This is a genomic window from Acinetobacter sp. CAU_H_78 (assembly GCF_058599365.1).
Genome location: NZ_CM178652.1, coordinates 2,009,916 through 2,036,686 on the forward strand (window position 1 = coordinate 2,009,916; position 26,771 = coordinate 2,036,686).

The 26,771-nt window shown below is 40.1% G+C and carries 23 protein-coding genes; 6 read left to right on the forward strand and 17 right to left on the reverse strand.

What is annotated here, in order from left to right; genetic code table 11:
- Positions 1 to 104 precede the first annotated feature (104 nt).
- On the forward strand, positions 105 to 659 hold the full coding sequence (locus AC4MCD_RS09700; RefSeq protein WP_419363422.1) for a DUF4385 domain-containing protein: 555 nt from the start codon (positions 105 to 107) through the stop codon (positions 657 to 659).
- Here AC4MCD_RS09700 and AC4MCD_RS09705 read toward each other — a convergent pair.
- The 5 genes from AC4MCD_RS09705 to hemE form a co-directional block, all read right to left on the reverse strand.
- Positions 656 to 2,053 carry a diguanylate cyclase gene (locus AC4MCD_RS09705; protein WP_491875986.1) on the reverse strand — a complete coding sequence of 466 codons (1,398 nt, stop codon included), beginning with the start codon at positions 2,051 to 2,053 and terminating at the stop codon, positions 656 to 658. The two genes, AC4MCD_RS09700 and AC4MCD_RS09705, sit on opposite strands and share 4 nt — an antisense overlap.
- 204 nt (positions 2,054 to 2,257) lie before the next feature.
- The gene (locus AC4MCD_RS09710) at positions 2,258 to 4,144 is read right to left on the reverse strand and encodes an Lnb N-terminal periplasmic domain-containing protein (RefSeq protein ID WP_491875987.1); all 1,887 of its coding nucleotides are present in this window, start codon (positions 4,142 to 4,144) and stop codon (positions 2,258 to 2,260) included.
- A 73-nt stretch (positions 4,145 to 4,217) separates the two neighbouring features.
- Entirely contained in the window at positions 4,218 to 4,688 is a 471-nt protein-coding gene (locus tag AC4MCD_RS09715) for a DUF3015 family protein (RefSeq protein ID WP_004782788.1), read from the reverse strand.
- 143 nt (positions 4,689 to 4,831) lie between these two features.
- Positions 4,832 to 5,635 carry a DUF817 family protein gene (locus AC4MCD_RS09720; RefSeq protein ID WP_491875988.1) on the reverse strand — a complete coding sequence of 268 codons (804 nt, stop codon included), beginning with the start codon at positions 5,633 to 5,635 and terminating at the stop codon, positions 4,832 to 4,834.
- Between the two features lie 10 nt (positions 5,636 to 5,645).
- On the reverse strand, positions 5,646 to 6,716 hold the full coding sequence (gene hemE, locus AC4MCD_RS09725; RefSeq protein ID WP_419374416.1) for a uroporphyrinogen decarboxylase: 1,071 nt from the start codon (positions 6,714 to 6,716) through the stop codon (positions 5,646 to 5,648).
- Between the two features lie 206 nt (positions 6,717 to 6,922).
- Here hemE and AC4MCD_RS09730 point away from each other — a divergent pair, with 206 nt between their 5' ends.
- The 4 genes from AC4MCD_RS09730 to AC4MCD_RS09745 all read left to right on the forward strand — a co-directional run bounded on the left by AC4MCD_RS09730 (position 6,923) and on the right by AC4MCD_RS09745 (position 13,376).
- Positions 6,923 to 8,140 carry a L,D-transpeptidase family protein gene (locus AC4MCD_RS09730; RefSeq protein WP_180104617.1) on the forward strand — a complete coding sequence of 406 codons (1,218 nt, stop codon included), beginning with the start codon at positions 6,923 to 6,925 and terminating at the stop codon, positions 8,138 to 8,140.
- 163 nt (positions 8,141 to 8,303) lie between these two features.
- On the forward strand, positions 8,304 to 9,002 hold the full coding sequence (locus AC4MCD_RS09735; protein ID WP_491875989.1) for a pirin family protein: 699 nt from the start codon (positions 8,304 to 8,306) through the stop codon (positions 9,000 to 9,002).
- Between the two features lie 304 nt (positions 9,003 to 9,306).
- Entirely contained in the window at positions 9,307 to 10,287 is a 981-nt protein-coding gene (locus AC4MCD_RS09740) for a methyltransferase (RefSeq protein WP_491875990.1), read from the forward strand.
- A 251-nt stretch (positions 10,288 to 10,538) separates the two neighbouring features.
- Positions 10,539 to 13,376 (forward strand): ImpA family metalloprotease, encoded by a 2,838-nt coding sequence (locus AC4MCD_RS09745; protein WP_491875991.1) that lies wholly within the window; start codon positions 10,539 to 10,541, stop codon positions 13,374 to 13,376.
- 109 nt (positions 13,377 to 13,485) lie between these two features.
- Here the strand turns inward: AC4MCD_RS09745 and AC4MCD_RS09750 are convergent, their stop codons facing one another.
- The 5 genes from AC4MCD_RS09750 to AC4MCD_RS09770 all read right to left on the reverse strand — a co-directional run bounded on the left by AC4MCD_RS09750 (position 13,486) and on the right by AC4MCD_RS09770 (position 17,382).
- The gene (locus AC4MCD_RS09750; protein ID WP_034706081.1) at positions 13,486 to 13,971 is read right to left on the reverse strand and encodes a CinA family protein; all 486 of its coding nucleotides are present in this window, start codon (positions 13,969 to 13,971) and stop codon (positions 13,486 to 13,488) included.
- A gap of 476 nt (positions 13,972 to 14,447) precedes the next feature.
- On the reverse strand, positions 14,448 to 14,645 hold the full coding sequence (locus AC4MCD_RS09755) for a hypothetical protein (RefSeq protein ID WP_419363401.1): 198 nt from the start codon (positions 14,643 to 14,645) through the stop codon (positions 14,448 to 14,450).
- A gap of 70 nt (positions 14,646 to 14,715) precedes the next feature.
- Positions 14,716 to 14,943 carry a hypothetical protein gene (locus AC4MCD_RS09760; protein WP_004782813.1) on the reverse strand — a complete coding sequence of 76 codons (228 nt, stop codon included), beginning with the start codon at positions 14,941 to 14,943 and terminating at the stop codon, positions 14,716 to 14,718.
- Between the two features lie 102 nt (positions 14,944 to 15,045).
- Entirely contained in the window at positions 15,046 to 15,261 is a 216-nt protein-coding gene (locus tag AC4MCD_RS09765) for a cold-shock protein (RefSeq protein WP_004782814.1), read from the reverse strand.
- Between the two features lie 420 nt (positions 15,262 to 15,681).
- Positions 15,682 to 17,382 carry an NAD-dependent malic enzyme gene (locus tag AC4MCD_RS09770; protein ID WP_419374412.1) on the reverse strand — a complete coding sequence of 567 codons (1,701 nt, stop codon included), beginning with the start codon at positions 17,380 to 17,382 and terminating at the stop codon, positions 15,682 to 15,684.
- Between the two features lie 971 nt (positions 17,383 to 18,353).
- Here AC4MCD_RS09770 and AC4MCD_RS09775 point away from each other — a divergent pair.
- Positions 18,354 to 18,605, forward strand: coding sequence for a hypothetical protein (locus tag AC4MCD_RS09775; protein WP_144725255.1), 252 nt, complete (start codon positions 18,354 to 18,356; stop codon positions 18,603 to 18,605).
- A gap of 59 nt (positions 18,606 to 18,664) precedes the next feature.
- Here the strand turns inward: AC4MCD_RS09775 and AC4MCD_RS09780 are convergent, their stop codons facing one another.
- From AC4MCD_RS09780 to AC4MCD_RS09810, 7 genes are all read right to left on the reverse strand, one after another.
- Positions 18,665 to 21,073: a hypothetical protein gene (locus AC4MCD_RS09780; RefSeq protein WP_491875992.1), complete on the reverse strand. Its 2,409-nt coding sequence runs from the start codon at positions 21,071 to 21,073 to the stop codon at positions 18,665 to 18,667.
- The gene (gene mobC / locus AC4MCD_RS09785; protein ID WP_491875993.1) at positions 21,070 to 21,579 is read right to left on the reverse strand and encodes a plasmid mobilization relaxosome protein MobC; all 510 of its coding nucleotides are present in this window, start codon (positions 21,577 to 21,579) and stop codon (positions 21,070 to 21,072) included. The genes AC4MCD_RS09780 and mobC overlap by 4 nt, the downstream gene beginning before the upstream one ends.
- A 643-nt stretch (positions 21,580 to 22,222) precedes the next feature.
- Positions 22,223 to 23,140, reverse strand: a complete 918-nt coding sequence (locus AC4MCD_RS09790; RefSeq protein ID WP_491875994.1) for a LysR family transcriptional regulator — start codon at positions 23,138 to 23,140, stop codon at positions 22,223 to 22,225.
- A gap of 107 nt (positions 23,141 to 23,247) precedes the next feature.
- The gene (locus tag AC4MCD_RS09795) at positions 23,248 to 24,048 is read right to left on the reverse strand and encodes a sulfite exporter TauE/SafE family protein (protein ID WP_144725263.1); all 801 of its coding nucleotides are present in this window, start codon (positions 24,046 to 24,048) and stop codon (positions 23,248 to 23,250) included.
- Positions 24,049 to 24,089: 41 nt separating this feature from the next.
- The gene (locus AC4MCD_RS09800; RefSeq protein ID WP_144725265.1) at positions 24,090 to 24,584 is read right to left on the reverse strand and encodes a flavin reductase family protein; all 495 of its coding nucleotides are present in this window, start codon (positions 24,582 to 24,584) and stop codon (positions 24,090 to 24,092) included.
- Positions 24,585 to 24,681: 97 nt separating this feature from the next.
- Positions 24,682 to 25,710, reverse strand: a complete 1,029-nt coding sequence (locus AC4MCD_RS09805; RefSeq protein WP_166137901.1) for a methionine synthase — start codon at positions 25,708 to 25,710, stop codon at positions 24,682 to 24,684.
- Between the two features lie 43 nt (positions 25,711 to 25,753).
- Positions 25,754 to 26,752: a putative oxygenase MesX gene (locus AC4MCD_RS09810; RefSeq protein ID WP_166137904.1), complete on the reverse strand. Its 999-nt coding sequence runs from the start codon at positions 26,750 to 26,752 to the stop codon at positions 25,754 to 25,756.
- Between the last annotated feature and the right edge of the window lie 19 nt (positions 26,753 to 26,771).

Genomic DNA, 26,771 nt, shown 5'->3' on the forward strand with positions numbered 1-26,771 from the left:
ATGCTGCATAATTAATTTTCTAACTACATTTCCTGCCATGTTTAAATACAGACCTTTTGTTTGGAAGGCTGCATGATCCAAGTGTATAAATTCTGGAAACAGCCATGAGTAGAAAGCAGCCTGATCCGCCTAAACGCCCTTCACGTATTCATTCAAATAGTTTTGACTATAGTCTAGATTTTAAGAAAATTGATTTCCGTAAACGTCCGGACTTATACCGGATCGGACGCGGTGAGCAAGGCGTGCTTTTAGTGGAACCTTATAAGTCAGAAATTTTGCCCCACTGGCGTTTTGCAGATGCGGAAAAAGCCCGAGCCAGTAGTGAAAAAATTTATGCCCTGTTTCTGGAATATTTAAAACAGGAAGATTTTGTCGGGGCCGATATGGCACGCAAGTTTTTACAAATGGGTTATACTCGCGCCCGGCGTTATGCCAATCATAAAGGTGGCAAAAAATACGATGGGCCAGTTCCAGATGATAAAAATGGTTTAAGTGGTGCGCATGGGCGTGAAGAATTGCCGCGCAGTTCTGAAGATCCGGTTAAAGCTGCTGCAGCGAAAATATTTAAACAAAAATGGGATGAAGCCAAAGTCCATCCCGAATATGTGCGGCAAAAACAGCAATTTCAGGCTGCAATTCAGCAGCAAGCTTTAAATTAAACAGATGCTTTTTGTGCACCCTGAATTTGAGAAGGTTGCGCCAGATAGACCCTGTTACGCCCTGTATTTTTAGCCATATATAGTGCAGCATCTGCGGCATCCAGGAATCTTTGGTAATCTGGATGACCATCAAATAACGCACAGCCAATACTAACCGTGAGTCTGAATTGCTGCCCTTGAGCCGTATTGATCAAGCCATGCTCTACATATTTACGGATATTTTCAGCAATGTTCAGTGCACGTCTTTCATCGGAATCGACCAGCAGCAGCAGGAATTCTTCCCCACCGACACGGAAGGCATAGTCACTACCCTGAATGTATTTCTGTAGAGTATCAGCAATAAATTTTAAGGCTAGATCACCAGCTGCATGACCATATTTATCATTAATGGCTTTGAAGAAATCGGCATCAATCGCTAGCAAGGATAATGGTGTCTGGTTATCACGAGAAAAGTTAATTTCACGTGAAATAATGGTATTTAAATAACGGCGATTCAATAACTGGGTTAACGAGTCATTTCCAGATTCGATGTAATCTGCAACCTGAAATAATTGATCGACCAAGTGCTGTATTTCACGGTTTAAGTCACGAATACTTTGAATCAGATTCAGCATCTGATCTTTTTCAGTACATTCCAGCACTGCCTGATTCAGCGTATCGATCTGATAAATTCGCTCGATAATTAAATCGACCTGATCAGAATCGGTAAAGGCATAAGACGCCTTATGAATAAACCATAAGCCAAATTCTGACTTGGACAGCATTTGATGTCTAATGCCTGTAGTGCCAGAAAAGACCTTGAACATCAGCTCATTTTCCCAATCCAGCAATGAACTGCGCTGTTTATCTTTTTGTACCGCAACATCCTGCATTGCAGAAAATACCCGGTAACTGTGCTTCATTTCCTGATTCTGGACGGATTTCGCCTCATAGGAACGACACATAATTTCTGTGGCAAATCCCATGATTTGTACAATATAGCTACAGGTAGTAAGCATGTTCGGCTGCGGATTTAAACTCAGCAATTCAAACATTTTGCGCTGAATTTCCCGTACACCGCGCATAATCAGCCAAGATGGAATCCCGACCCGCGCATGCACATGTCCAACGATATTCTGTTTTTGCACGGCTTCTGCATAACGCTTATTCAGCGCTACACTAAAACTTTCTGAAAGCCACTGATGTAAAGTATCGCGTAAACGCTGCTGAATCAGCTCATCAGTAAAATACTGAGATGCTTCTTCTTCCAGAAGCATATTTTTATAGAATTCTTCTACCAGTACCAAAGAGTGGTCTTGAATAAACTGAAATGCGTGTAGCAAATCATCCGATGAATAATTTTGACAGATCTGCTCCCACTGCTCCGCCAGCATAGCCATACACTCATTATTCATATAACTTTTCCCGATACTTTGCGATTCGCAGTGATATTATGTGAAAAATACAACAATATTCAGGCATTTTAACCCAATTACTGAATACAATCTTTGATAATATCGGTAGAAGTCTCCGAACATGAATTTATTTTAAACATTCAAATATAAGTCATTTGATCTATAAACTTCATTTACTCAATATTCGAGGGTATGTTAGCCAAATTAAAAATAATGGACTAAGCCCAGACTCCATTTTTCCCAGTCTTTCGAGTCCTGTTGCTGATATTCCCAGCTCGCCCGAATGGCATTTTGTGTATTCCATGCATATTGCAGCTGGCTTTTTAATTTCAGCTGCCACTGATGGGAGTCTTCCCAATACGGTAATTCCACCTGTACCAGACTATTGATCTGATCCGTCCAGATATTCTGGCAACCCACCGTTGGCCCCATACCGATACGCCATCCTTTGTCTAGCGCTTTTCCGGCCTGCACATGATTTTGTAGTTGCACATAGCAGAGATGTTCACGTGCTTCATTTGCCCAGCTATAGCCACCCTGAACCTGAAAATTGGCTACACCATGCTGCTGCTCGGTACTAAACTGGCCATGCTGATCCAGTGCTTCCTGTTTCCAGCCTAGATTAAAGCCCCAAGATAACGGCGCTTTAAATGCATTGATCGGGTTATAGGAATTCACTGTAAGTAGATCCAGGTGTTCCAGCTTCACGCGGTCATCACGGTATTGCAATGCACCATCCAGGAATAATAATTGGGTTCCTGTACGCAGCCCGCCTTGCGGATCCATAAGGTCATGATAAGCTTGACGATGACCGAGCTGCACAAAAGTCTCATCTTGCACCTGCCCAGTTTCAAGAATGATATTTCGGGCATGATGGCTTTGAACCGGATCTATCTTTGGACGTTCTGGCTGCTGACGCTGTTTGTCTATTGCCAACTGACTTCTTAGGCCCAATAATTTGCGAAAGCGCGGCTGGGCAAAAGATTCATCTATTTCCTGACGAAGAAAGTTCAGATATAAATGGTCGTAGGCCATTTCCAGAATCTTGGCCTGATCTTCAGCCGGATAATGTTGCAGCATGGCTTCCATTTCAGAGGTTTCTGCATACGCTACCTGATGCGCAGTTTTTGCCAAGGATTTGCCATGTTGCCGGGCTTGAGCCAGCAATTGAGTTTCCAGTGCCGGACGGTAAATCTTTTTTCTGATCAGTCCCTGCTGTTCCACAACTTTTAAAGTTTCGACCGGAATCGCGGCGGTATCGAATTGCTGCTGCAAGTTCAGTTCAGGACGCACCAGATCAAAAAGCCCTAATAGACGATAGGCACAGTTATCATTAATGAAATAATAAGGGAAACTTACCTGTTGCATTTCCCAGAGATGCTTCACCAGCAATCCGGTTTCTTCAGGCATCAGATTTAGTTCATATTCCCATAAATCACGGCTTTCAAAGTCACCATATTCCTTGACTTTGCGGTAATACGGCATCAAGGAATATTCACCCGGATATTGGCCGGTCAGCCCTTTCCAAGCAAAGGACCAGTTATCATTGCTGTCAACTGTGGCAGCATAATTGACTGCATAAGAAACCAGATTCAGTTGCTGTTGGTCTTTGGGATCCAGACGAAGCAAAGTATGACCAAACATGGAACTGGGATTACCCATATAATCGGTGGCATAAATCAGGGTTGCCTGATAAGGCTTGACTTCATTCATCCAGCGATCAAAATCCGGGCAACTCGCTTCAGGCAATTGCTGTTCAGAAATATTCAGCTGTTGCATTAACCACTGGCTACGTGCTGGGAATTTACACTGCACAGACTGATTGGGTTCTGCTGGCTCAAACAATGCCTGTATCTTTTGCTCCAATTCAAGTTGTAGGTCTGTCTTGCCCTGCTTTGCCAGGAAATAACCAGGATAGCTGACTTCACTTTTTCCTTCAGCATTGGCATACATTAAACGCTTCCAGGTCGAAGTCTGGTGCAATTTTTTTTGTGTGGCTTGTTCTAGATAAGCTTGAATATCTGGAGAAATTTCGGATGCAAAACTTAGGGGACTCCACAGCAAGGCTGAGAGCAAAACAGCATATTTCATTCAGTCAACGGTTCTTTTCAGTTTTTATTTATAAGAAAACCCTGCCAGGTCAGCAGGGTTTTTACAGCGATACTTAGATATAAGCTTTTAATACTTCATCTTTAGCCATGACTGTTTGCAGAGTACTTAACACTTGTAAAGTATTCTGGTTTTCCTCTGAATAGATTTCAGAGAAATTTTGCTTAGATACAGTGAAGAAACGCGCTTTGTCTTCTGCCTTGATATTTAGCAGTTCAGCCAGTACATTCAGGCTTTCACCTTCACCTACGGCCATATCACGTGCCAATGCCTCAGCATTTTCATTGGTAAAAGTCACGACTTGAGCCGTCACTGTACCGCCCTGGCTACATCCTAAAGTACCGAAAGTAATACCTAGCCACTGGTTAGTAAACAGCACGTTTGTTGTACCTGCAAGCAGCTTAGGAATAATGCCTGACTGGCCTGCCCATACCTGGCTACCAATACCACAACCTACATCTCTATCCGCCATCGCCATACCAGAACCCGTTGCCAATACCACAGCGAGCATAATCTTTTTTAACATACTTATTCTCCGGTTATTCTCATGCATCTTTTGTTATTACGCTAATGATGTAATCTTCATTACACATTCAGGAGAGTAGCGGGAAGTCTAATTTGGCGCAATGAAAAAACTGTCTGATTTACATAAAGATAAACTGAATAGTTTTACCGGATTTTTAGGTTCCAGTTACCTTGAGAATTACGCTGTCCTAGAATCTTTAATACCAGCACCAGACTGAGCAATAAAAGTAAATACCAGGAACCGAGCTTGCCCCAACCAACCATGTGCCATTTTTCTACTTGGCTTGGATATAGCCAGATCTGATAAAAGGTACTGATGTTCTCTGCCACCCAGATAATAAAAGCCAGTAATGCTAATACAGGTAACATTGGTAATTGAAAGGTATGCTGATTCAACTGAAAACGGATACGGGTGTTCCAGAAAATTATCACACTCCATATAAAGAGAATGATGCGGTAATCCGGAATAAAAAACTTGCTCATGAAGTTGATGTAGGACAAGACTGCCAAAGCCAGCATATGGCTAAATTGTGGCAATTTTTCAAATGAAACTTGGTATAAGCGTAAGGAACGTGCAAAAAAACTGCCGACAGCTGAATACATAAAACCAGCAAACAACGGCACGGTCAAAATCTTGAAGATCGCTGGTTGCGGATATTGCCAGGATGCAATCGCCGGATGGGTCAGGAAAATTTCCATGACCATCGCCATGATATGGAACAAGGCAATTACTTTGGCTTCGGCCCAGGATTCCAGTTTGGTATAGAGTAATACCACCTGAATCAGTAAAGCAAAAAATAATAGATAATCATAGCGGTAGAAACCGTAAAATAGTTCACTACCCATCGATGCGGTTTGTGCAAAAGCAAGCAGGAGCAGAATCCCAAATAAGGCAGCCGAAGCTGCCTTATAGGTAAATTCAAACCCTGATTTAAAAAAGTCGATCAAGGTTTACATCCTAAAGATATTTAGCGCTGTACTCATGTACGGTATCAATAAATACTTTAGGATTGGCTGGATCCACCCATTGGGTAATGCCATGACCTAAGTTGGCTACATAACCGGTTTTTTCACCGTTGGCATAGGCATCATCCAGCATCAGCTTGGTCGCTTTAGCAATCGCGTCCGGAGTACCATATAAAGTTGCTGGATCAAGATTACCTTGTAGCGCAGCACGACCTGCAACAGTCTGACGCGCAACATTGAGCGGTGTGGTCCAGTCCAAACCAAAAGCATCTGCACCGGTCGCAACCATTGGCTCTAGCCATTGACCGCCACCTTTGGTAAACAGAATCACTGGAATCTTGCGGCCATCTTTTTCACGTTGCAAACCTGCCACGATTTTTTGCATATAATTAAGTGAAAATTCAACATATTCACGATGTGCAAGTGCCCCACCCCAGCTATCAAAGATCTGTACTGCCTGAGCACCGGCATCGATCTGGGCATTCAGATATTCAGTCACAGCATCTGCTAAACGTTCTAATAAAGCATGCAGAACTTCTGGCTGTGCGTACATCATGTTTTTAGTGAAACGGAAGTCTTTGCTCGAACCCCCTTCAACCATATACGTCGCTAAGGTCCACGGGCTGCCAGAGAAGCCGATCAATGGTACTTGCCCACCCAAAGCCGAACGAATGGTCGACACCGCATTCATTACATAATCAAGGTCAGACTTGGCATTAAATTTGGGTAAATTAGCCACATCCTGTTCAGTCCGCACAGTTTTGTGGAATTTCGGACCTTCACCTGCTTCAAAATACAGGCCCAGACCTAAAGCATCCGGAACAGTCAGAATATCCGAAAATAAAATGGCCGCATCCAGCTCATAACGGCGTAAAGGCTGTAAAGTCACTTCACAGGCAAATTCAGTATTTTTGCAAAGAGAAAGGAAATCCCCTGCTTTGGCACGTGTTTCTCGATATTCTGGTAAATAACGGCCTGCCTGACGCATCATCCATACAGGGGTAGTATCTACAGGTTCACGTAACAATGCGCGCAGAAAACGATCATTTTTTAAGGTCGTCATTCACTTTCCTATCTATCTTTGATATTGCCCACATCATAACAAAATGACTGCATTTTGAATAACTTCTCATGACTTTAAAAACCGATCATGTTAAGTGATCAAATGTGAGGAATTACACAAAAGAACTACTGCATCTCCACATTTTTTCTGTAATACTTATAGTGTTTTTTCACATAGTTAACGAAATATTTTTAAGGTTGAGTTACATGTTCGTTCGCACAATGCTCGCTGTGAGTCTAGGTTGCATTTTCGCAGGTACTGTTTTCGCTGCGTCTACTGCTGAACAACCATTAAACCCCCAAGTTGTCACTGATGTTGCGGTTCAGGATCCAATTGATCCTTTAGCGACTGAAGCTTCGGCAGCACAAGCAGAAACTCGAATTAGTGCTCAAGAACAACAAGATCTGAAGAAAGCTTCTGAAGCATTAGATGTATTACAAGATACTGAAGACCAGACTGCCAATATCGGTGCTGCTCCAACCACGACTAAAGCACCGACAAATTCTGCTGCTGCGAAAGCATCTTGGACTTTAGACGGCCTTAATAATGCAAGCTGGTATGAAGATATTGGTAAAGGCCAATTTCCGGTATATGCACGTGCGCATGTCATGTTGAATAATGCCCATGCTTCTCCAGGTGCGATTGACGGTACTAGCGGTAAAAATACCTTGAAAGCGATCGCATCTTTCCAGCAAATGAATGGCATTAAACCAACAGGTACGTTGACTCAGGAAACTTGGGATGCCCTATTGGCTAAACAAGGATCTAAGCCTGCTTTTGTGGAATACACTATCACTGAAGAAGACCTGAAAGGTCCTTATGCCGAGTCTATTCCTTCTGACTATGCCTTACAGGCAAAAATGAAAGGTCTGTATTACACTCGCGTAACTGAAATGTTGGGTGAAAAATTCCATATGGATGAAGACTTTTTGAAAAAGTTAAATCCAAAAGCTACCTTCAAAAAAGCTGGGGAAAAGCTGATTGTTGCTAATATCCGTAATGAAGTTCCTGAAGATATTCATTTAATTGTGGCGCATAAAGGTGCTAAACAGCTTTATCTGTTCAATAGCCGGAACCAGATGATTGCTTCTTTCCCTGCAACGATTGGTAGTTCGAGTACTCCATCGCCAACAGGAACTTATAAAGTGACTGGCGTAGCGAAAAACCCATGGTATAGCTACTCACCATCTAACTTTGTTCAAGGCAATAACAAGAAACCACTTTCTTTACCACCTGGTCCAAACGGTCCTGTAGGTAATATCTGGATCGGTTTAAGCAAAAAATCATTTGGTATTCACGGCACACCAAATCCATCTGCAATCTCTAAAACTGCATCACACGGATGTATCCGTTTGACTAACTGGGATGCGAATGATTTAGGCCGTAAAGTGAAATCAGGTGTAACAGTCCGTTTCCTTGAATAATCTTTATTTAAATACCTAAGCCCGCTTACGAGTGGGCTTTTTTATATCTGCTTTCTTTTATATCGTTGCAAAAATGCAATGATCTGTCGCCTGTTTATGATTTTTTAAGAATTAAAACAACGGTATGATGATCTCAAGTTAAAAATTAAAGTGAGATAAATCCATGAAAGCTTTTCTGCATCCAAGTGAAAATCGTGGTCATGTAAAAATGGGCTGGCTGGAGTCTAAGCACAGCTTCTCATTTGGCAACTGGTACAATCCGAACTATATGGGCGTGAGTGCATTACGCGTTATTAATGATGATCTGATTGATGCACATCAGGGCTTTGGTACCCATCCGCATGACAATATGGAAATCCTGACCTGTGTATTGAAAGGCACGATTACTCATCAGGACAGTATGGGCAATCATGGCGGTATTGCAGCAGGTGAATGGCAACTGATGAGTGCTGGAACCGGTGTACGTCATAGTGAAATGAACCAAGGTGATGAACAGGTGCATCTTCTGCAAATCTGGATCATTCCGAATGAACGTGATGCTCAACCAAATTATCAGCAAATTCGTCTGGACGCAAAAGAACAACCGAATCAATGGCATTTAATCTGTGGACCGAATAACAATGCCCCCATGCACATTCGTCAAAATGCAGAAGTCAAAACCGCAGTGATCCATCAAGGCCAAAGTCTAGATATTAAGGCAACCCAGCATATCAATTATGTACATGTGATTTCTGGCTCAGTACAAATTGTAGAATATACCGTTGAAGCTGGTGGCGCGATTGCCTTTATAGATGACGCAGAGATTAAAGCAATTGAAGATGCACAAGTGATCTGGTTTGATTTACCAGAAACTGCTCATTAAAACTTCTATTTATATTCAGTCTATGCCGACTCATCATTTTGATCAGTCGGCATTTTATAGAAAACATATAAAAATAAAAGTGATTCATTCTTTATAAGGATTTGAACTTCAAAATACCACTATACAAATTAAACCAATTCACATCAGTTTTTTACCGAACAACAGTAAATTTTGGGCGAAGATTGAGCTGATCCATTTTGATTGAATCAATATAGCGAATGGCTGTTCTGGTCATTATCTTGTATAGATTAAACAGGTGTATGCACCTTTTCATTTATTCTGAATAAACCGAAGAGCACATCTAATGAACCAGATTTTAGAAATCCAAAGCAGCCAGCAACAAGCTCTGCACTTTTTATTAGACTTTTTAAAACAGCAGCAATATCAGTTTACGGCCATTACCCCACTTTCCCATCAACGGATTCTGGATCGTAAAAGAAGCGAGAAAAATAAACGGAAAACTCTACAGGATATTTTTGGCTGGAATCTGGAATTTACAATTACCGATCTTGATCCTGTTCTTTTTTCATTATTGTTAGAACATCAGCTTCTAGAAGTTAAGAATAATGCATATAAAAGTCTGATCAGAGTCGCTTCACTCGAAGACGAATTATTTATTCACTCAGCCTTTCCCACCACCCAACAGGACGCTGTTTTTTTTGGTCCTGATACTTACCGCTTTGCCTATCATTTAAAGCAGTATTTATCTTGCCAGGCCAATTCTTTTAAACGGGCGGCTGAAATATGCTGTGGCACTTCTGCTGCTGCAATTCATATGGCTAAACATTTTCCAGATCATGAGGAAATCTTTGTCGCAGATCTGAATCCGAAAGCCCTTCTCTATAGCCAGATTAATATCGACTTTTCAGGTTTTGATACGATTCATCCTGTACAAAGTAATTTATTTTCTGATCTTGAAGGCCAGTTCGATCTGATTTTTGCCAATCCTCCTTATTTAATTGATCCAGATCAACGGCAATACCGTCATGGTGGCAATAAACTGGATGGTAATGAATTGTCTTTTAAGATTATTAAACAGGGTTTACAGCGACTCAGTCCAGATGGACGTCTATTTTTATATACTGGCGTCACTATTTGTCAGGATGGCAATCGCTTCTTGCAGCATCTGGAAGCTTTGATGAAACAGCATCAAAATATTGACTGGTCTTATGAGGAAATTGATCCGGATATTTTTGGTGAAGAATTAGAGCAACCTGCTTATCAACATGTAGAAAGAATTGCGCTGGCCCTACTCAAGTTCGAAGTCAAAACTGATAGAACATGAATTTTCAGCTGGGATTGAGGCAATTTTTAAACTGCGGCCTAATTAAAACAAATAAAAATTAACTCAACCCGCACCACATTAAATATTATTCTTAATAACTATTTATCATTAAAAAACATATACTTAAATTAAATATTAGTTCTATTTTATTACCACTTACTTCTATAATTCTCATCTGATATTTACGACAACTTTAAAAATAATGTCGTCTTTTTGGTTATACCTTGGGGAAAATTGTGGAAAGAAATTATTTGAGGTTGAAAACAGCCTTACTGACCTTATCGTTATCGATGAGTCTGATTGCCTGTGGTGGAGGTGGTAGTGAAGAATCAACCTCAGCGCCTGGAGAAGTACCAGATAATAGTTCACCTGTAACACCTCTCCCACCTGCAACCAATCGGATTGATCAGGCATTGAGTACAGGTGACGCGATACCTTTAACTGAGCAGGATTCAACTGCACTACTAGACTGGGCCTTACAGCTCGCCAAGCAACAACAAACATGGCAAAAGGGTTTAATTACCTCACTTTATACCAGTTCAAATGGCAAAGTTTTGCAACCTCAACTGCAATTTACGCCAACTGCTTCAATTAATCTTTATCCTTATGATTTAAGTGCAGCTTTGCCAATCGCAGTTTCAGATCAAGCCTGCGGCTGGAATTTAAGTCAGCAGGCGAATAAAGGCTGTGGTCTGGGAGTCGCATCACAAATCGGTAAAGGCCGTGCGCTGGCTTTTGGCCAGAATATGCTTGGGGGGATCTCAGCGAATAGTCCTGACGTGGTAGATTTTGCACCCGTGCTCAACAATGGTTTTCGCTGGCTATTGACGGGGAAAACACAAGCACAGCCTAAACAAGAACTTAAACTTACCGTGAATGGCCTGGCACAAACCAACCTGAGCATGATAGAGAATTATTTTGTCCAGCACTTAGGGGTTAAAGTTACTTTTCTACAATGTAATGTACTGGATCAAACCAATACCTGCTGGAAAGATGCTGATCTGATGATTTTAGGCAGTAATATTGGCGCCAATAATTTTGAATCCAGCTTGATTCAGGAATATCTGGAGGCAGGTAAGCCAATATATTTCCAGGCAATGGGTTATAACGTCACTACACCGATGGAAAAAATCTTTTCGGCATTAAAGATTGAAACCAATAATAATTACTGGCGTGGCCAAGATACTTTACTCATGTCTTCAGGACGTTCCATCACAGATCAATGGAATAAAGTGAATGACATTGATAGTACGATCCAAATGCTGGAACATTTCAAGTCACCAAGTGCGGCACGTCTAGGTGATTTAAATGCCAATAATCCGTTGATTCAAACCATCAATAAAGCTTCTACCAATCTACAAAATTTAAATGCACAGGGAATCACTGCATTCAGCACAAAAAATAATAATCAGATTCTAAAAGCTTTGGTGTTATTGGCAGATCTCTGGCGTCCAGGCGTGAACTACAGCGGACTGTCGAAAAATAGTGATGCTCTGACTTTTATGCGTACTTATGCCAGCGACTCCTGGACGGACTATAAACGCAAAACCACATTGGTAAATCCAAATGGTGCCGGCGACTATATGCCAGCCTCTGCACAAAACATGGCTGTCAGTGCGCAAGCCGAAACCATTACCGTGACCATTCCGCAAGGCAGCGGAATTACCGCAATTGGTCGTGCCAGCATTCCGGGCAAACCTGTCAGTATTGAGATTGTTGATGCTCAAGGTGCACAGCTTTCAGTCCAGACCAGCTATTTACGTGCCTGGGGCAATCCCTTTGATGATAGCGGCTATAAACGTCCTCGCCGCCCCAATAGTTTCACCGTGAAATTAGACACCACTCAAAGCAATGACTTTATCAGTCCGTTCGGTGGACCATTGATGTTGAATTACAGCAATGCCAAAGCAGGCTCTGTGGTGACCTTAAAAATCAAAGGCGCAGCAAAATATGCGCATTATGATTTTACTCAAACGATCACTGAAGCGGATATTAGCGAGGCCACCAGCATTCTGCAAAGTAGAAACTTCGGCTGGAACACTTTTAAATTTGTTGGTGGTGAAATTCAGCAGACCAATGATTATGCTTTAAAAGCCATTGGTGATCGATCAGCACGTACCTATGTGGATCAGGTTAAGGGCGTAATCTTTGACAGTAACCACATTGCCAACGGTTATAACAACATGCCGCTGGATAGCAGTACGGCACAGCGTTGTAATGAATTAGGCTGGGATTGTACCGGCACAGTTCATCGTGCCCCGAATGTTCAGCATTTTGTGGGCTGGATTGCGACCTGTGGCTTCCTGTGCTCAGGAAATCCATCAGATGGGTCAACTGGCATTGATACCGGTTGGGGCTGGGTACATGAACTGGGACATAATACTGTTCAGGATGTCTTAACCATGGTATTCCCTTCTACTGAAACCGGAATAACTATTGGTTGCGTAGTGGAATGTAATAACAACATTCTGGCAGGCCTAAGCATGATGCGTAAATATCATCTATATGCTCAGGACAGTAATGGCAGCAACTTCCGCCACCCAACCTTATATGCCAATATCAAGGATACACGGAGTCTTGGTCTATCAGGTGAGGTACAACGTGCCGCCATGGAAAAACGCTTATGGCAAGATGGCTATCATGTATCGATGCAGGCCTTCCATATCCAGATGGCCATGAACTATACCCGTTTACATCAAGGTAAATCGCGACCTGATCTTCAGGGTGTATTTGAGTTCATACGGCTACTGAATACGGCGCAACGTTTATATAATCAGATGGATTTAAGTAAAGCATCTCAAGCAGATAAGAATAAACTGGGACTAGGCGCCTTTAATGCGAAAAACATGAGCCGCCCTGACCTGATTTATGTGCTCAGTTCAAAAATCATGGGCTATGACCTTAAAGATTTCTATGCACTTTATGGCTTACCTGTAACTGCAACCGCACATGCTTCAGTCGCTATGCTTAATCTGCCTACTCCACCTTTGTATTTCTATGCGCAACCGGATGGCGGCTCAAATCGCTTGGCAACAGGGCAATGGTTAACCCTTCCAACACATGGCCCTGTCCCTCACTATCCTTATTAATTGATCAATTAAATACAAAAAAATCCCAGCTTCAGCTGGGATTTTTTATAGCAAATCATTTTTCATGATCAGTGTATGAGCGACCATCAAGAGCTAAATAAATAGCGATTTACTTATTTTTCTTGTCCCGACTGCCCTCAAGGATTTCAATTAAGCTCAGATTGATATTTCTCGCCAGTTTTTTTAATTTCTCTCTCGGTTTTCCTCTGCAAAGAAAGCGGAAACTATAAAGCTCATCCTTATAAGAAATCACATAGAAAAAAGTTCCTACTGGCTTTTCTTTGGTTTCTGTCCCGCCTCTTTTTAATAGTCCTGTACAGGCAATATAAATATCAGAATAAAACATTTTCTTGGCTTTTCTGACCATTTCCTGCGTGACTTCCATAGATTCCGGCGTATATTTTTTAATAAATTCAGGTTTGATTTTTAAAATATTTTCTTTAACACCCATGTCATAACAGACCAGTCCGCCATATAGAATATCACCAGAATATTTATTTTGGGAAAATCGGTAAGCCAGGTAACCTGCTGATGCACTCTCTAGAAAAGTAATACTTAATTTTTTTTTGGCGAGTAATTTTATACATTTATTCATAGAGTAAACTCCTGACTTTATGATCATCTATTGAGTATTAAATATTCAAAAATAAAAGATTAAATACTTAGCTTCTGAATGTCCTAGCAAAACTAAAACTGAACTACCCTTGCTCACCACCTTAAACCCGCTGTATATCCTCAGTCATTTATATGACTTAAGTTCATACCGACGAAACTTATAATAACCTTGACTGGTTTTAACTCTGATTGGCTTTCTGATTTGATGTGTATTAGATTTTTTATAGGTTGATAATAGTTTTATGCCTAAAAGCATAAGTAGTAGAAGATATAAAATATATATCACTGAAATGATGGCTAAGTCGATTTAAGTGTGAACTAAAATATGCTTATTAATTCAGGGTTTATTTATAAGACGATGAATAGGTTTAATTAAGAAGTGAATAATTTCAAAGACAAAATCCTGGCAAGATACCAGGATTTTTTATATGCACTTTTGGTCATGTCATATGACCACTAAATAATTTTGAAAATTTTGCCGCTGATGGTGCTTTGAAAAAACATTTCAAAACTTGGGCGAATATTTTCACCTTCAACTGTAATATGTTTGACGTTAGAATCCGATTGTGTACGAACAAAATCAGGATCAACAGTAGCCTGAATCACGTATTGAACACCGAATTGATCTTTCACACTGATCTTTTGCTTAAGCATAAATAAACCTTTAATAATGATTATAAGAGAGATCGGCTAGAAAATGTTTAGCCAATATATAATTTAAATATTAAATAACTTTATGATTTAATTTAAATAATTGATTTAAAGATGTATAAAATGTACGACCGTCTAGATTCAGGTCAACTTCGATTCCTGATTGAAGCAGCACTCTTTTACCTACTTCAATTTCCTTAAAACCTTGACGTGTATTTTGCATTTTATTCAAGGGAATCAAAGAAACAATAATTTCTGTACCATTTTTAGATTTTGCAATTAATTCATTAATTTTTAACAACTTGTATCCTATTTTTATACTTCTTCCAATCTAGAAAAAGCTTTTTAACTTTTATTTAAAACAATAAAAAAGCACTGAGGCGTGCTTTTTTATTCTAAAGACTTATAGCGCAGTAATATTTACAGCATTTGGGCCTTTTTGACCTTGAACTACGCTGAATTCAACTTGCTGGCCTTCCATTAAGGTTTTAAAACCTGAACTGGCAATTTCACTGAAATGAGCAAAAACATCTGGACCAGATTCTTGTTGAATAAAACCGAAACCTTTAGTTTCGTTGAACCACTTTACAGTACCTTTAACAATATTTGAGTTTGACATAATAAAACCTATTAATTTTTAATAATTTTTAGTCATCTGAATGACCAGTTGTAACTTTGAAAATAATAAAGAATGGAACTTAAAATCTGGATAAAACGAAGGATTATGAATAAAACGACGATACTTAAGGAAGATTTTTTGCAACAAGACTTTTTTCTAGTTAAAGCCAGTATACAGGAAGATTTAAAATAATCAAGTTTTCTTATATATATATTTAATTACTTTATAAATATTATTTACAGAATTTTCATTAAATTTTGTTTAATTTCAACAACTTAATAAAATTAACCCATATTGCTTGAGTGAGTTAAACTTCTACATTTTAGATTACCTTCGCTTTCTCCAAACAAAAAAAGCAGAGAAATAACAATGTCATCGCTCTGCTTTACTTAATCCTAGGCTGCCCTTTCCCTAATAATATTAAAAGGTCACACGCTTATATTCGCGATATTCTGGTATCCAGAAATTCGCATCTATGGCTTTCTGCAGCACATCAGAACCAACTTTTGGAGCGACGCCATCCTCAACCGCAGCTTGCGCAACCCTTAAGGCAATAATCTTGGAAATATGCTGAATCTGATCCAGATCTGGCAACAAATTGGCGGTTGGGTCTTGAAGTTTTGGAGAGCATTCTGCTAAGGCATTACTTGATGCCATCAGCATATTATCCGTGACTCGTGTAGCGCCTGAAGCAATTACGCCTAGTCCAATTCCAGGGAAAATATAAGAGTTATTACATTGAGAAATAGTATAAATCTGTTCCTGATAATTAACGGGTGCAAATGGGCTACCTGTAGCAATCAGAGCTTTCCCATTGGTCCATTGAATAATATCGGCTGGAACAGCTTCTACACGAGAAGTAGGATTCGATAAAGGAAAGATGATCGGATGTTCACAATTTTCAGCCATTGTCGTGATCACTTCTTTACTAAATAATCCCGGCTGTCCAGATACCCCAATCAGTACTGTTGGTTTTGCATACTTGATGACATCCAATAGAGAAATAATCTCTTCGGCATTTCCCCATTCAGCAATATTTTCTGGTTCTTGAGCCAGTTTTCTCTGGAAATTTAATAGATTCGGCTGATTCTGGGTAATAAGACCAAAGCGGTCCACCATAAAGACCCGCTTACGCGCTTCAGCATCAGTCAGGCCTTCTGCCACCATTTTTGCCACAATCTGTTCAGCGATCCCACAACCGGCTGAACCTGCTCCCAGAAAGGCAATGGTCTGATCTTTTAATTGTTTGTTTGACGCATAGGAAGCTGCAATCAGACTTCCTACTGCCACAGCTGCCGTACCCTGAATGTCGTCATTGAAGCAACATACTCGATCTCGATATTTTTCCAGTAAAGGCATGGCATTGTGCTGGGCAAAATCTTCAAATTGAATTAGTGCATCTGGCCATCTTTGCTGAATCGCCTGTATCACCATTTCGACAAATTCATAATACTCATCACCAGTGATACGAGGCTGACGCCATCCCATATAAATCGGATCATTCAACAGCTGCTCGTTGTTCGTGCCTACATCCAAAGTAATTGGCAAGGTATAGGCCGGACTAATGCCTCCGCAGGCCGTATATAAAGCCAGCTTTCCAATCGGAATGCCCATTCCACCAATGCCCTGATCGCCTAAACCGAGGATACGCTCACCATCCGTAATCACGATCACTTTGACATTTCTTCGATTCACGTTATGCAGGATGTGCTCAATATGATCCCGATCCGGATAGGAAATAAAAACCCCGCGATGACGGCGATAAATCTCGGAAAAATGCTGACATGCTTCTCCTACCGTTGGCGTATAGATGATCGGCATCATTTCGCTTAAGTGATTTTCAATCAAATGATAGAAAAGCGTCTCGTTGGTGTCCTGGATGTTACGTAGGTAAATATGCTTATTGATTGCATCATTGAATGAGCAGTATTGCTGATACGAACGCTGACTTTGTTCCTCAATCGATTCGATTACTTGGGGCAAAAGTCCATGTAAATTAAAATGAATACGTTCTTCTACAGAGAAAGCTGAGCCTTTATTCAGCAATGGGAGTTCAAGTAATGCAGTACCTGCGTAGGGAATATAAAGTGGACGTTTAGGGTTCAGAGGTTCAGTTGCCATTTTTAACTCGCACTTTAAAATTCGACATAAATGAAAGCCGAAAAGAACAAAAAATTATCCTACTATCCTAGTCGACTTTCAGCTGTTTCAGTCATTCAGCGAATTAATAATGAAAAATGTTCTATTTAATAAACTGATAACGGCAATGAAATAAGCTTTAAATTTTTATATCCTCTTGTCAGATAAAAATTTGGATCATACTTTTTGAATTTAGGCTTAAGCTAATTGCCTGGAATTAAATTTTAGAAATTAAAGCTATATGCATTCGTTTTTATTCATTTATTTTTTTAATAAGAAAATATTTAGGAAATTAGATCAATTAGCTTGTTATCTATCTGCTTTATCTAAAAAATCAGACAATTTCCCACTCAATAAAACTTAGGCAATAAAAAACCCCGATCAATGATCGGGGTTTTTCGTATCTGGCGGAAGCGGTGTCCGTCAAATTAAACCACTATCTATATGTTTTATATTATATATATTTATTTACGATTTTTTCTTACTACAATTCTTACTACACAAATTTTGTTACATTCAGCCTGAATTTTAGGACATGAATTATACCGTTTATCGGCTTATTAATCTTGTTTAACAGCGAAGATAAGATAATTACAGGTTGTAAGACATTGAATTAATTAAATATTAAAAATAGAGGAAAACTTTTATATTGGCACCCCTTACCTAATCTGATGTAAAAGCTTATTGACTCATTTTTTAACCACTGATAGCGTATTTATTACACAGCAAAATCTGTGTTCAGGCGTGGAAACCTGATACGATCTAGGTGCATGAAATGTCGCACTTGCGGCTATTTTTTTGCTTACTGTTTTATGCAGTCTTTATGGCAGCATGACAGGGCAACTTCGTGTTGGCTGATCCTAGATTCAGTATTTCCACCCCTGTCTGTTGCCACCTCAGCTCTGTGGAAATGAGTTGTGGTGGTGTATATCCCAATCTAGGAGTGCATCATTATGCAAAATCAAATTTCAGCAAAGCGCATCGTCACGCAGTTGATTCAAAACGTTGCCAAGAAAATCCCAACTGAGGATCTGCAACGCCTTACAGATCTTTATGTTCTCATTGAACGCTTAGAAGATCGTATTCCACAGAATGATAGCCGTTCTTCCAACACAATTGGCCATACAAATGTAGCCACACAATATCCTGAAATGTGGGCAAAACGTACTAAGCTACGCCCTAAACGGACGACTTTTAAAAATTAATTTAAATTGATGTATTAGAACTAGGAATGTTTTGACCGAGTGTCAAAACATCCCCTCTTTTAGAACTCTAAATCCCGTAAGTTCTTTCTCTTCGGTTCTGGTGTTTTAGGTACGATTTGCATGTCTTGTTTACGCTCAGTTTGCTCATCAGACTTCTTGTGGTTATAAGGTTCTAGATAAGATCTAAGTTCATTCATACAATCTTTCATATCAAGCCTTGAAGCATCATTCGCATTGATCAAAGGTGAATTTTCTTCTTTCAGGTGTAGTCGAGGATGGTTAAGATCAATCATCTGCATATAATGATCCATGGTGTTTAAAAATCCCAAGATATTTGGATCATCTTTTCTAAATAGATGAATATTTTGAATGAGTTTTTCCGAACACAACCTAAACTCTCGAGCAAATTTTAGTTTTTCCTCTGTTGGATAGCGATTCCCCTTTTTATTTTCATCGATCAAGAAACGGATATGATCTGTGATTTGATCATCCACCCTTTCTGCATAGACCCTCATCATGGTGAAGTCTTGGTCAGGATGTTGTTGCACGATGTTATCGATGAAATGACTCAAGCGGTACTTCGGAAAAATACGTTGTATCGACCAATCTAGCGCTGTTGATATAAATTGATGAGCTTGCTTAAATCGTTGCTCATATTCATGACTTCGCTCAGCACATTGTCTAACTCTTTTTCGATGCTTTTCTCGGGATATTGCAAACTTGACCAGTTGATCGTATGTAGCATCTCTAAACTGCTCGAATAACTGCTGAGCCTTGCCTCGATATACCTCTGCCACTGCATTTGAAACTGTTCTGATTGGAGATAAGTATTCAGTGACTCTTTCAATAACGGCACCAAGATATTGGATAAGTTTGTTTGATCTGGCACGTCGATGTTGCTGGATAAATAATTCTGATACTGTTGGATATGCTGATCCTTGTGCTGTAGCTCGCTGTTCAATTGTTCGATCAATTGTTGCAATTTGTCTTGATAAGCTTGCTGCAATGCGATGGTATTGTTGGCTTCTTTGATCTCGTCCATCATCGTTTGCAAATAACTTTTCAAAGCTTGATTTTCTTGTTGTAACAACTGAAGTTGTTGCTGAGTCAGGTGTTGTAACTCGGTATGGAATTCGGGCATTTAGATACCTCTTATGCTGTTGTAAATTAAAATGAGACTGTTGCTGAAAGTCAGTATCAGCAATAGCACTAAAATGAAGGTAGGTGTTTTGGCGATGCCCTGCTGAATCTCCTCTATGGTATTGAGATCGGGCTTCATCTTGAGTTGTTGGCTGATCTCTTTGAATCGTGATTCGCTTGAGATCGAAGAATTGAAAAGCGTTTTCTGGACTTTTTCTAACGTCTGCAATATCTCCAAATGGGTTTGTTGGTGGCTTTTCATCTGTAAGAGTATTTCCCCCATCTGATTGTTCCGCTGTTCGTTCTCCTCCTCGAGATGGATCTTGTAGCGTTGTAACTTCTTCAACTGCTGACTCAACTGCGTATGTGCTTCGTTGATCATGACCAATTGCTGCTGATAGTGGTTCAGGGTCTCGATATGTTCGTTCATTGTACTGCTGGCGTTTTGTTCGTACGTCTTGAATGCGTTGCTCAGCTTCTCGCAATGCTCGAGTCCGTTCTGCAAGCTTTGTTGAATCCTTAATTGATGGAGATCCAAGAGTGTCTCTTCTTCTTTGATCTTCAAGGTAATCTGAGAGGTAAAACTGTTCGTCATAATATGCAGCCTTTAATCTGTCTGTACCTGCTTCGGTACGAAGTGAAATATAGTTTTGTCCGACCCGTGTGATCGTACCGATTTCAGAGAGTGCTTGTAGAACGGTAGGACGGTCATAGACCACGCCTTGCAACATTCGGTGCTCGATAAATTGATTAATCAACTCAATGCGTGTTGCCTTAGGCTGTTCAATCAAATTGGCTCTAAGTGCAGTCGCATTTTGCTTCAATGCATGATCTTGGAGTTGTAAGCTTCTTGCTCGAGCAGGATCGTCAGGTCTTGCCCAATCGTATTTATGATTGAAGTAATCACGGAGTGGATCGAAATAATGCCTGTGTCCAGGTGGTGCGATATTGAGAGATTTTTCAGTACTCAGTTCAAGGCGTGGAATCAGGACATGAATATGCCTCGATCGATTTTCTTCTTCGTGCATCACAGCCGTCATGTGATACTGATGTGGCTTTAAACCAGCAAAGGCATGCTGTTCAAATGCATCAAGAACTTCGTTAATTTCATCAAGACCCACTTCATCTTCTGCGGCCCATGCAATCACCACTGAGGTATAGCGATATTTATGCGGTGAGCTTTGTGCAATCGAAGCAAAGGTCATTGGGTCACCACGAAGTACTTCTACGCCTGTACGTGGCAGATTAAGATGATCCTTATCATCCATCACATAAGCAGCGGCACGAAATGGATCGCCTTTACCATGAGGGAGAAACTTGATAATCATGCCTCTTCCCTTTGTGTGGTCACATAACGTAAAGCCTGTTCTTTACGACGTTCAATCTGATATTCAGAACGTGTGATGATGGGTAAAGGATCTAAATGCTGATGGAGTTGCTGTTGAATATTTTCCAAGACAGCCAAGCATTGAATATATGAAAAATCCATCTTCTGTTTTTGTTGGCTGAGACAAAGGATATTCAGAGATTTGGCAATCTGATTGATGTTATTTCCAATCCGCCCTAACTCTCTAAGAAACTCAGGATCAAGCTTGCAATAGGATGTGGCTACACGACTGACTTTTGTGGCTACATTCTTCACACGTACGATGCTGTTTTGAGATTCGATCTCTCGCGGGACATAGGGCTGACTGGTTGCATATTCATGTGCAATGAGTGCATGGACTAGGTCGGTAAAGCTTATTCCTTTCCACTCGAGCAACTGTTCAAGCTGCTCCGCCTGTAGATCTAGAAATCTTAGTCTTTTGACAATATTTCGATTGCCTTGTTTCATTCTTTCACCTGTTATTATTTTTATTGTGGTGTCAGTAATGTGTTCGTTTAGGTTGTAGCTACAAGGATCTCTTTACAGATAATGCTGTAGCTACAAGCCGTTGAATCATTCTTTGTATGTGGCTACAGACCTCATCGCTTTTCTAAGCATGGCTACAAAACAACATTACTGAGTGCTGAAAGAAACTTTAGCAAATTATTTTTTTTGGGAATCGTAAATGTGGAATTTGAGAGAGAAATAAAAAAATAGGATGATTATTCAGCGACAATATCTATTAAAGCGCTATCTAATAATATTAAATCAATCAACTTTTTTTATCCCCTTGTTTTTAAAATTATCTTTATATCTCAGAAAAACAAAAAGCTCACCGGATAGTGAGCTTTAAAAAAATGGTGGCGGACCAGGGAGTTGAACCCGCTAAAGCTTAACTTTATCAAAATCTATCAAATATAATTGTTTGTATTTTCAATAATTTATATAATTTCATTTGATAGTTTTTGATAGGATTTAAAAAAAGTGTGGCAAAAAATGTGGCAATTATTTTTTACCCAATGTGAACCCAAATTTGATTTAGTGCATTGAATCATAAAACTATTATTGTCTAAATCCCCCTAGGATAATGCAATGATAAAGACTCAGAGAACTAACTGTAGTAAGAGATTCTTTTCTTTGAGAATCGCTCAAGCTGCTTTAAGAAACCATCAAAGTAATCTTTGTCTTTTTCATCCGTTCTAAAACCAGCATATAAGGTACGACGTAAACCTTCAGGTGCAACACAATTAAGACGTCGTGAAGTGACCCAACCTTTTTGCTCATATTCATTCACCACCCAATCAGGCAATGCGGCAATACCACGACCGCTAGCAACAAGTTGAATCAACATTTGGGTTAAATCTGTAGTTCGAATATTTTTCGGCTGAATATTTGCAGGAATAAATAGCTTCGACATGATATCTAAACGATGTTTATCCACTGGATATGTAATAAGCGTTTCTTCAGCTAACTCTTGAACAGTAATGTGTTCTGCACGCACCAATGGATGTGTTGTCGATAAGACAAGTCGAGACTCATACTCAAACACTGGAAAGTATTCAACACCTTTCAAAGCAATCGGATCTGCAGTAATCAATAAATCAAATTCGCCATTTTGCAATAACTCATGTGGATTTTCTTCAAATCCTGATGCAAAATCCAAATCGACATCGGGATATTGAATACGGTATTGATTGAGTAAGGGCATGAGCCAATCGAAACAACTATGGCATTCAGAAGAAAAAGTAATCCGACCAGTTTGCCCATGAATAATACGGGTAATGTCGCTTTGTGCGATTTGTACTTGTGGCAAAATCTCATCTGCTAGTTTTAGTAGACGTTGACCAACATTAGAAAAAGTAATAGGCCGGGTCTTGCGGTTGACAACTTCAACACCCATCCACTGATCAAGCTCACGTAGCTGATGAGATACCGCTGAAGGTGTAATGCAAAGATCGTTCGCTGCTGCGACTAAAGAACCATGTTCTCTTAAAGCTGAAAGCATTTTTAAGTGTTTTAATTCAATCATCTTGGGAGAAGCTCAAAGAATTATCCTTGTCAGGATATATTAAAATCTAGATTAAAAAGCCCACATAAAGCAGGCTATTTAACATTATGAATAATCAGTGCGTGATATCAAATGAATCCTTTCACAAGGAAGAAGCATCCTACAATGACCAGTAAAATCGCAAAGCATTTCTTGAGCATCGCTGGCGATAAAGCATGTGCAGCCTTAGCACCAAATTTTGCAGTGATGAAACTCATGATACTGATTCCAATGAAGGCATAAATATGAACATAACCAATGGTATTCGGCACATTGATTTCAGCATTCATGCCAAAAAGTATGAATCCTAATGCACCAGCAACAGCAATGGGTAGTCCACAGGCAGCAGATGTACCAACTGCTTTCTGCATGACCACCCCATAGCTATTGAGATATGGAACCGTCAGACTTCCACCACCAATTCCAAAGATCGCTGATGCAACTCCAATGACACTACCAGCAGCAATTTGTTGACCTGATGATGGCAACATTTTTGTTGGGTCAATTACCTTTTTGGCACCTGTAAACATGGTATATGCAACCCAAATCAGGAATAAGCCGACAATGATTTGTAGATGTAATCCTGATATCAAACCTGCAATACCCGCCCCAAAAAAACAACCAAGCGCCATAGATGGTGCTAGATTTTTAAAAATAGACCAAATCACAGCCCCATTTTTATGATGTGCCATCAATGAACTAATTGAAGTGACAACGATGGTCGCTAAAGATGTGCCTAATGCGAGGTGCATAATAACATCGGGGTCATAACCCATTTGGGTAAAGACAATAAAAAGCAGTGGCACAATAATCGTACCACCACCGACACCAAACAACCCTGCTGCAAAACCAGCAAAAGCACCGATGACTAAAAAGGTTATAAGTTCCACAATAGACTAACTTTAAAAAATGAAGGAATTAAGGCGTTGAGTTAAGCATGTTCCAACTGCCCCACTTGATGATAAGCACGGTTAAAATACACCAGGCTTTCTTCTTGATCGCTTTGTTGAACTTGAAGCACACGACACAAGAAAATACTGTGTGTACCCACTTGCTGAATATTCTCAATCTGACAGTCAAAACTGACCAAAGCATCTTCCAAAATCGGCGAGCCTGTCTCTAAATTGCCCCACTCACCCAGTTGAAAACGCTCTTCAGAACTGAATTTACTTGAAGCAAAAGCATTTGAAAGCTGTTCATGCTGAGTACTTAGTACGTTTACAGCCAAGACTTTATTTTCAACAAAATGGGCATGTGAACGGGAGGATTGATTCATACAGACTAATAACATTGGCGGTGTATCCGTCACGCTACATACGGCAGATGCAGTAAATCCATGCATACCTGTTTCACCCGAAGTCGTAATAACATTCACTGCTGTGGTGAGTAAAGACATTGCATTTCTAAAGTCTGTTGCTTCAATCATCTCTTTCATCTCAAATGTATAATCACGTGCTTTTGCTTAGAACAGGACAAATGATTCAGTCACCATTTACCCTGCTCAGCATCAAACTACGTTTGATTTAAGCCTCTAATTCTTTACGAACAATGGCAGCACCTGCACTTAACGCCTCAAGCTTGCCACGTGCAACATTACGAGATAAAGGTGTCATACCACAGTTGGTTGAAGGATACAGCTTGTCTGCATCAACAAATTGCAATGCTTTACGTAAGGTATTTGCGACTTCTTCTGCAGTTTCAACTTGATTGGTTGCTACATCAATTGCACCAACCATGACTTTTTTGCCACGAATCAGTTCAATTAAATCCATCGGTACACGTGAGTTTTGGCACTCTAACGAAATGATATCTAGCTTTGACTTTTGTAATTTAGGGAAGGACTCTTCATACTGACGCCATTCATTACCCAATGTTTGTTTCCAATCCGTATTTGCCTTGATGCCGTAGCCATAGCAAATATGGACAGCTGTTTCACATTTGAGTCCTTCAAGCGCACGCTCTAATGTCGCAATACCCCAATCATTTACTTCATCAAAGAACACATTAAATGCAGGCTCATCAAACTGAATAATGTCGACACCTGCCGCTTCGAGCTCTAAAGCTTCTTGATTCAGAATTTTGGCAAATTCCCAAGCCAATTTTTCACGGCTCTTGTAGTGACCGTCAAAAAGTGTATCAATCATGGTCATCGGACCAGGCAACGCCCATTTAATCGGTTGATTGGTTTGGCTACGTAAGAATTTAGCATCGTCTACAAATACAGCTTTTTTACGTGATACTTCACCGACCACTGAAGGTACGCTTGCTTCATAACGGTTACGAATACGCATGGTTTCACGCTTTTCGAAATCCACACCTTCAAGATGTTCAATGAACGTGGTTACGAAGTGCTGACGGGTCTGCTCGCCATCACTGACAATATCAATACCCGCAGTCACTTGCTCATGAAGTGATAATTTTAAAGCATCACGTTTTGCTTCCAATAATTCTTCACCTTCAAGTTTCCAAGCAGACCATAATTTTTCCGGTTCTGCCAGCCAAGTGGGTTTCGGTAAGCTGCCTGCTGTTGATGTTGGGAGTAAAATAGCCATAGTCTTCTTTCTCTAAATTTGTATATCGTTAAATTGTGTCAGCTTAAGCAGCAGTATCTTGTTGTGCTGTTTCAACTTTAAAATTGGCTGCCCATTCATCAAGAATGTCTTTATAAGGCTTAATAAAGTTTTCTTCGGTCCATTTCCCTTGTTTCACTGCCAATTCGCCACGTTCTACACGGTCATAGACAACACGAGTCAAAGAATAATCGCCATAGCTGAGACTTGGTTGATATTCCACACCTGCAGGTGAATTGGTGTTGTAAATTTCAGGACGATAGATTTTTTGGAAACTTTCCATGGTCGCAATCGCACTGATCAATTCAAAATCAGTGTAATCACGTAATAAATCACCTGCGCAGTAGAATGCGAGCGGTGCATTGGCACCTTGAGGCTTAAAGTAACGAACACTTAAACCCATTTTGGCAAAATAGGCATCGGTACGTGAGTAATCGTCATTGGTATATTCAACCCCGAGTACTGGATGCACATTGGCTGTTTGGTAATAGGTTTTCGTGGTTGAGATACTTAAACAAATCACTGGGTTTTGCTTAAATTCTGCTTTAAATACGTCTGAATTCACCAAGTGTAAGTACAATTTACCGTGTAGATCACCAAAGCCTTCAGGTTGCTCATTGAACTTACAACCATGTGCTGGCAGTACCACGCTGAAGTCATAATCACGCACAAAAGAAGAAAAGCTGTTACCAATCATACCCTCAAGACGTTCACCGGTTTTATGGTCGATCACGGTGCTTTTTAAAGTTTCAATGAATGGGAAAGTTTGACCATTACCTTCAATATCAATCGCCGCTGAAATAATATCAATTTCAAGTGAATAGCGATCGCCTTTAGGATTATCTACAGTTGCAAGGCTATTGAAACGGTTATTGATCATCGCCAATGTACGGCGCAGATTTTCTTGGCGGCTTTCACCACGGGCCAAGTTAGCAAAATTCGTGGTTAAACGTGTATTGTTTGCTGGTTCATAGTTTTCATCGAAACGAATGCGTTTGATTGAACATGCAAATTTCTGACTCATGGAGATTGCCACCTAAAAA

Coding starts and splice junctions, on each gene's coding strand:
- AC4MCD_RS09700 (WP_419363422.1), top strand. CDS start 105: ATGAGTAGAAAGCAGCCTGATCCGCCTAAACGCCCTTCACGTATTCAT.
- AC4MCD_RS09705 (WP_491875986.1), bottom strand. CDS start 2,053: ATGAATAATGAGTGTATGGCTATGCTGGCGGAGCAGTGGGAGCAGATC.
- AC4MCD_RS09710 (WP_491875987.1), bottom strand. CDS start 4,144: ATGAAATATGCTGTTTTGCTCTCAGCCTTGCTGTGGAGTCCCCTAAGT.
- AC4MCD_RS09715 (WP_004782788.1), bottom strand. CDS start 4,688: ATGTTAAAAAAGATTATGCTCGCTGTGGTATTGGCAACGGGTTCTGGT.
- hemE (WP_419374416.1), bottom strand. CDS start 6,716: ATGACGACCTTAAAAAATGATCGTTTTCTGCGCGCATTGTTACGTGAA.
- AC4MCD_RS09730 (WP_180104617.1), top strand. CDS start 6,923: ATGTTCGTTCGCACAATGCTCGCTGTGAGTCTAGGTTGCATTTTCGCA.
- AC4MCD_RS09735 (WP_491875989.1), top strand. CDS start 8,304: ATGAAAGCTTTTCTGCATCCAAGTGAAAATCGTGGTCATGTAAAAATG.
- AC4MCD_RS09740 (WP_491875990.1), top strand. CDS start 9,307: ATGAACCAGATTTTAGAAATCCAAAGCAGCCAGCAACAAGCTCTGCAC.
- AC4MCD_RS09750 (WP_034706081.1), bottom strand. CDS start 13,971: ATGAATAAATGTATAAAATTACTCGCCAAAAAAAAATTAAGTATTACT.
- AC4MCD_RS09755 (WP_419363401.1), bottom strand. CDS start 14,645: ATGCTTAAGCAAAAGATCAGTGTGAAAGATCAATTCGGTGTTCAATAC.
- AC4MCD_RS09765 (WP_004782814.1), bottom strand. CDS start 15,261: ATGTCAAACTCAAATATTGTTAAAGGTACTGTAAAGTGGTTCAACGAA.
- AC4MCD_RS09770 (WP_419374412.1), bottom strand. CDS start 17,382: ATGGCAACTGAACCTCTGAACCCTAAACGTCCACTTTATATTCCCTAC.
- AC4MCD_RS09775 (WP_144725255.1), top strand. CDS start 18,354: ATGCAAAATCAAATTTCAGCAAAGCGCATCGTCACGCAGTTGATTCAA.
- AC4MCD_RS09780 (WP_491875992.1), bottom strand. CDS start 21,073: ATGATTATCAAGTTTCTCCCTCATGGTAAAGGCGATCCATTTCGTGCC.
- mobC (WP_491875993.1), bottom strand. CDS start 21,579: ATGAAACAAGGCAATCGAAATATTGTCAAAAGACTAAGATTTCTAGAT.
- AC4MCD_RS09790 (WP_491875994.1), bottom strand. CDS start 23,140: ATGATTGAATTAAAACACTTAAAAATGCTTTCAGCTTTAAGAGAACAT.
- AC4MCD_RS09800 (WP_144725265.1), bottom strand. CDS start 24,584: ATGATTGAAGCAACAGACTTTAGAAATGCAATGTCTTTACTCACCACA.
- AC4MCD_RS09805 (WP_166137901.1), bottom strand. CDS start 25,710: ATGGCTATTTTACTCCCAACATCAACAGCAGGCAGCTTACCGAAACCC.
- AC4MCD_RS09810 (WP_166137904.1), bottom strand. CDS start 26,752: ATGAGTCAGAAATTTGCATGTTCAATCAAACGCATTCGTTTCGATGAA.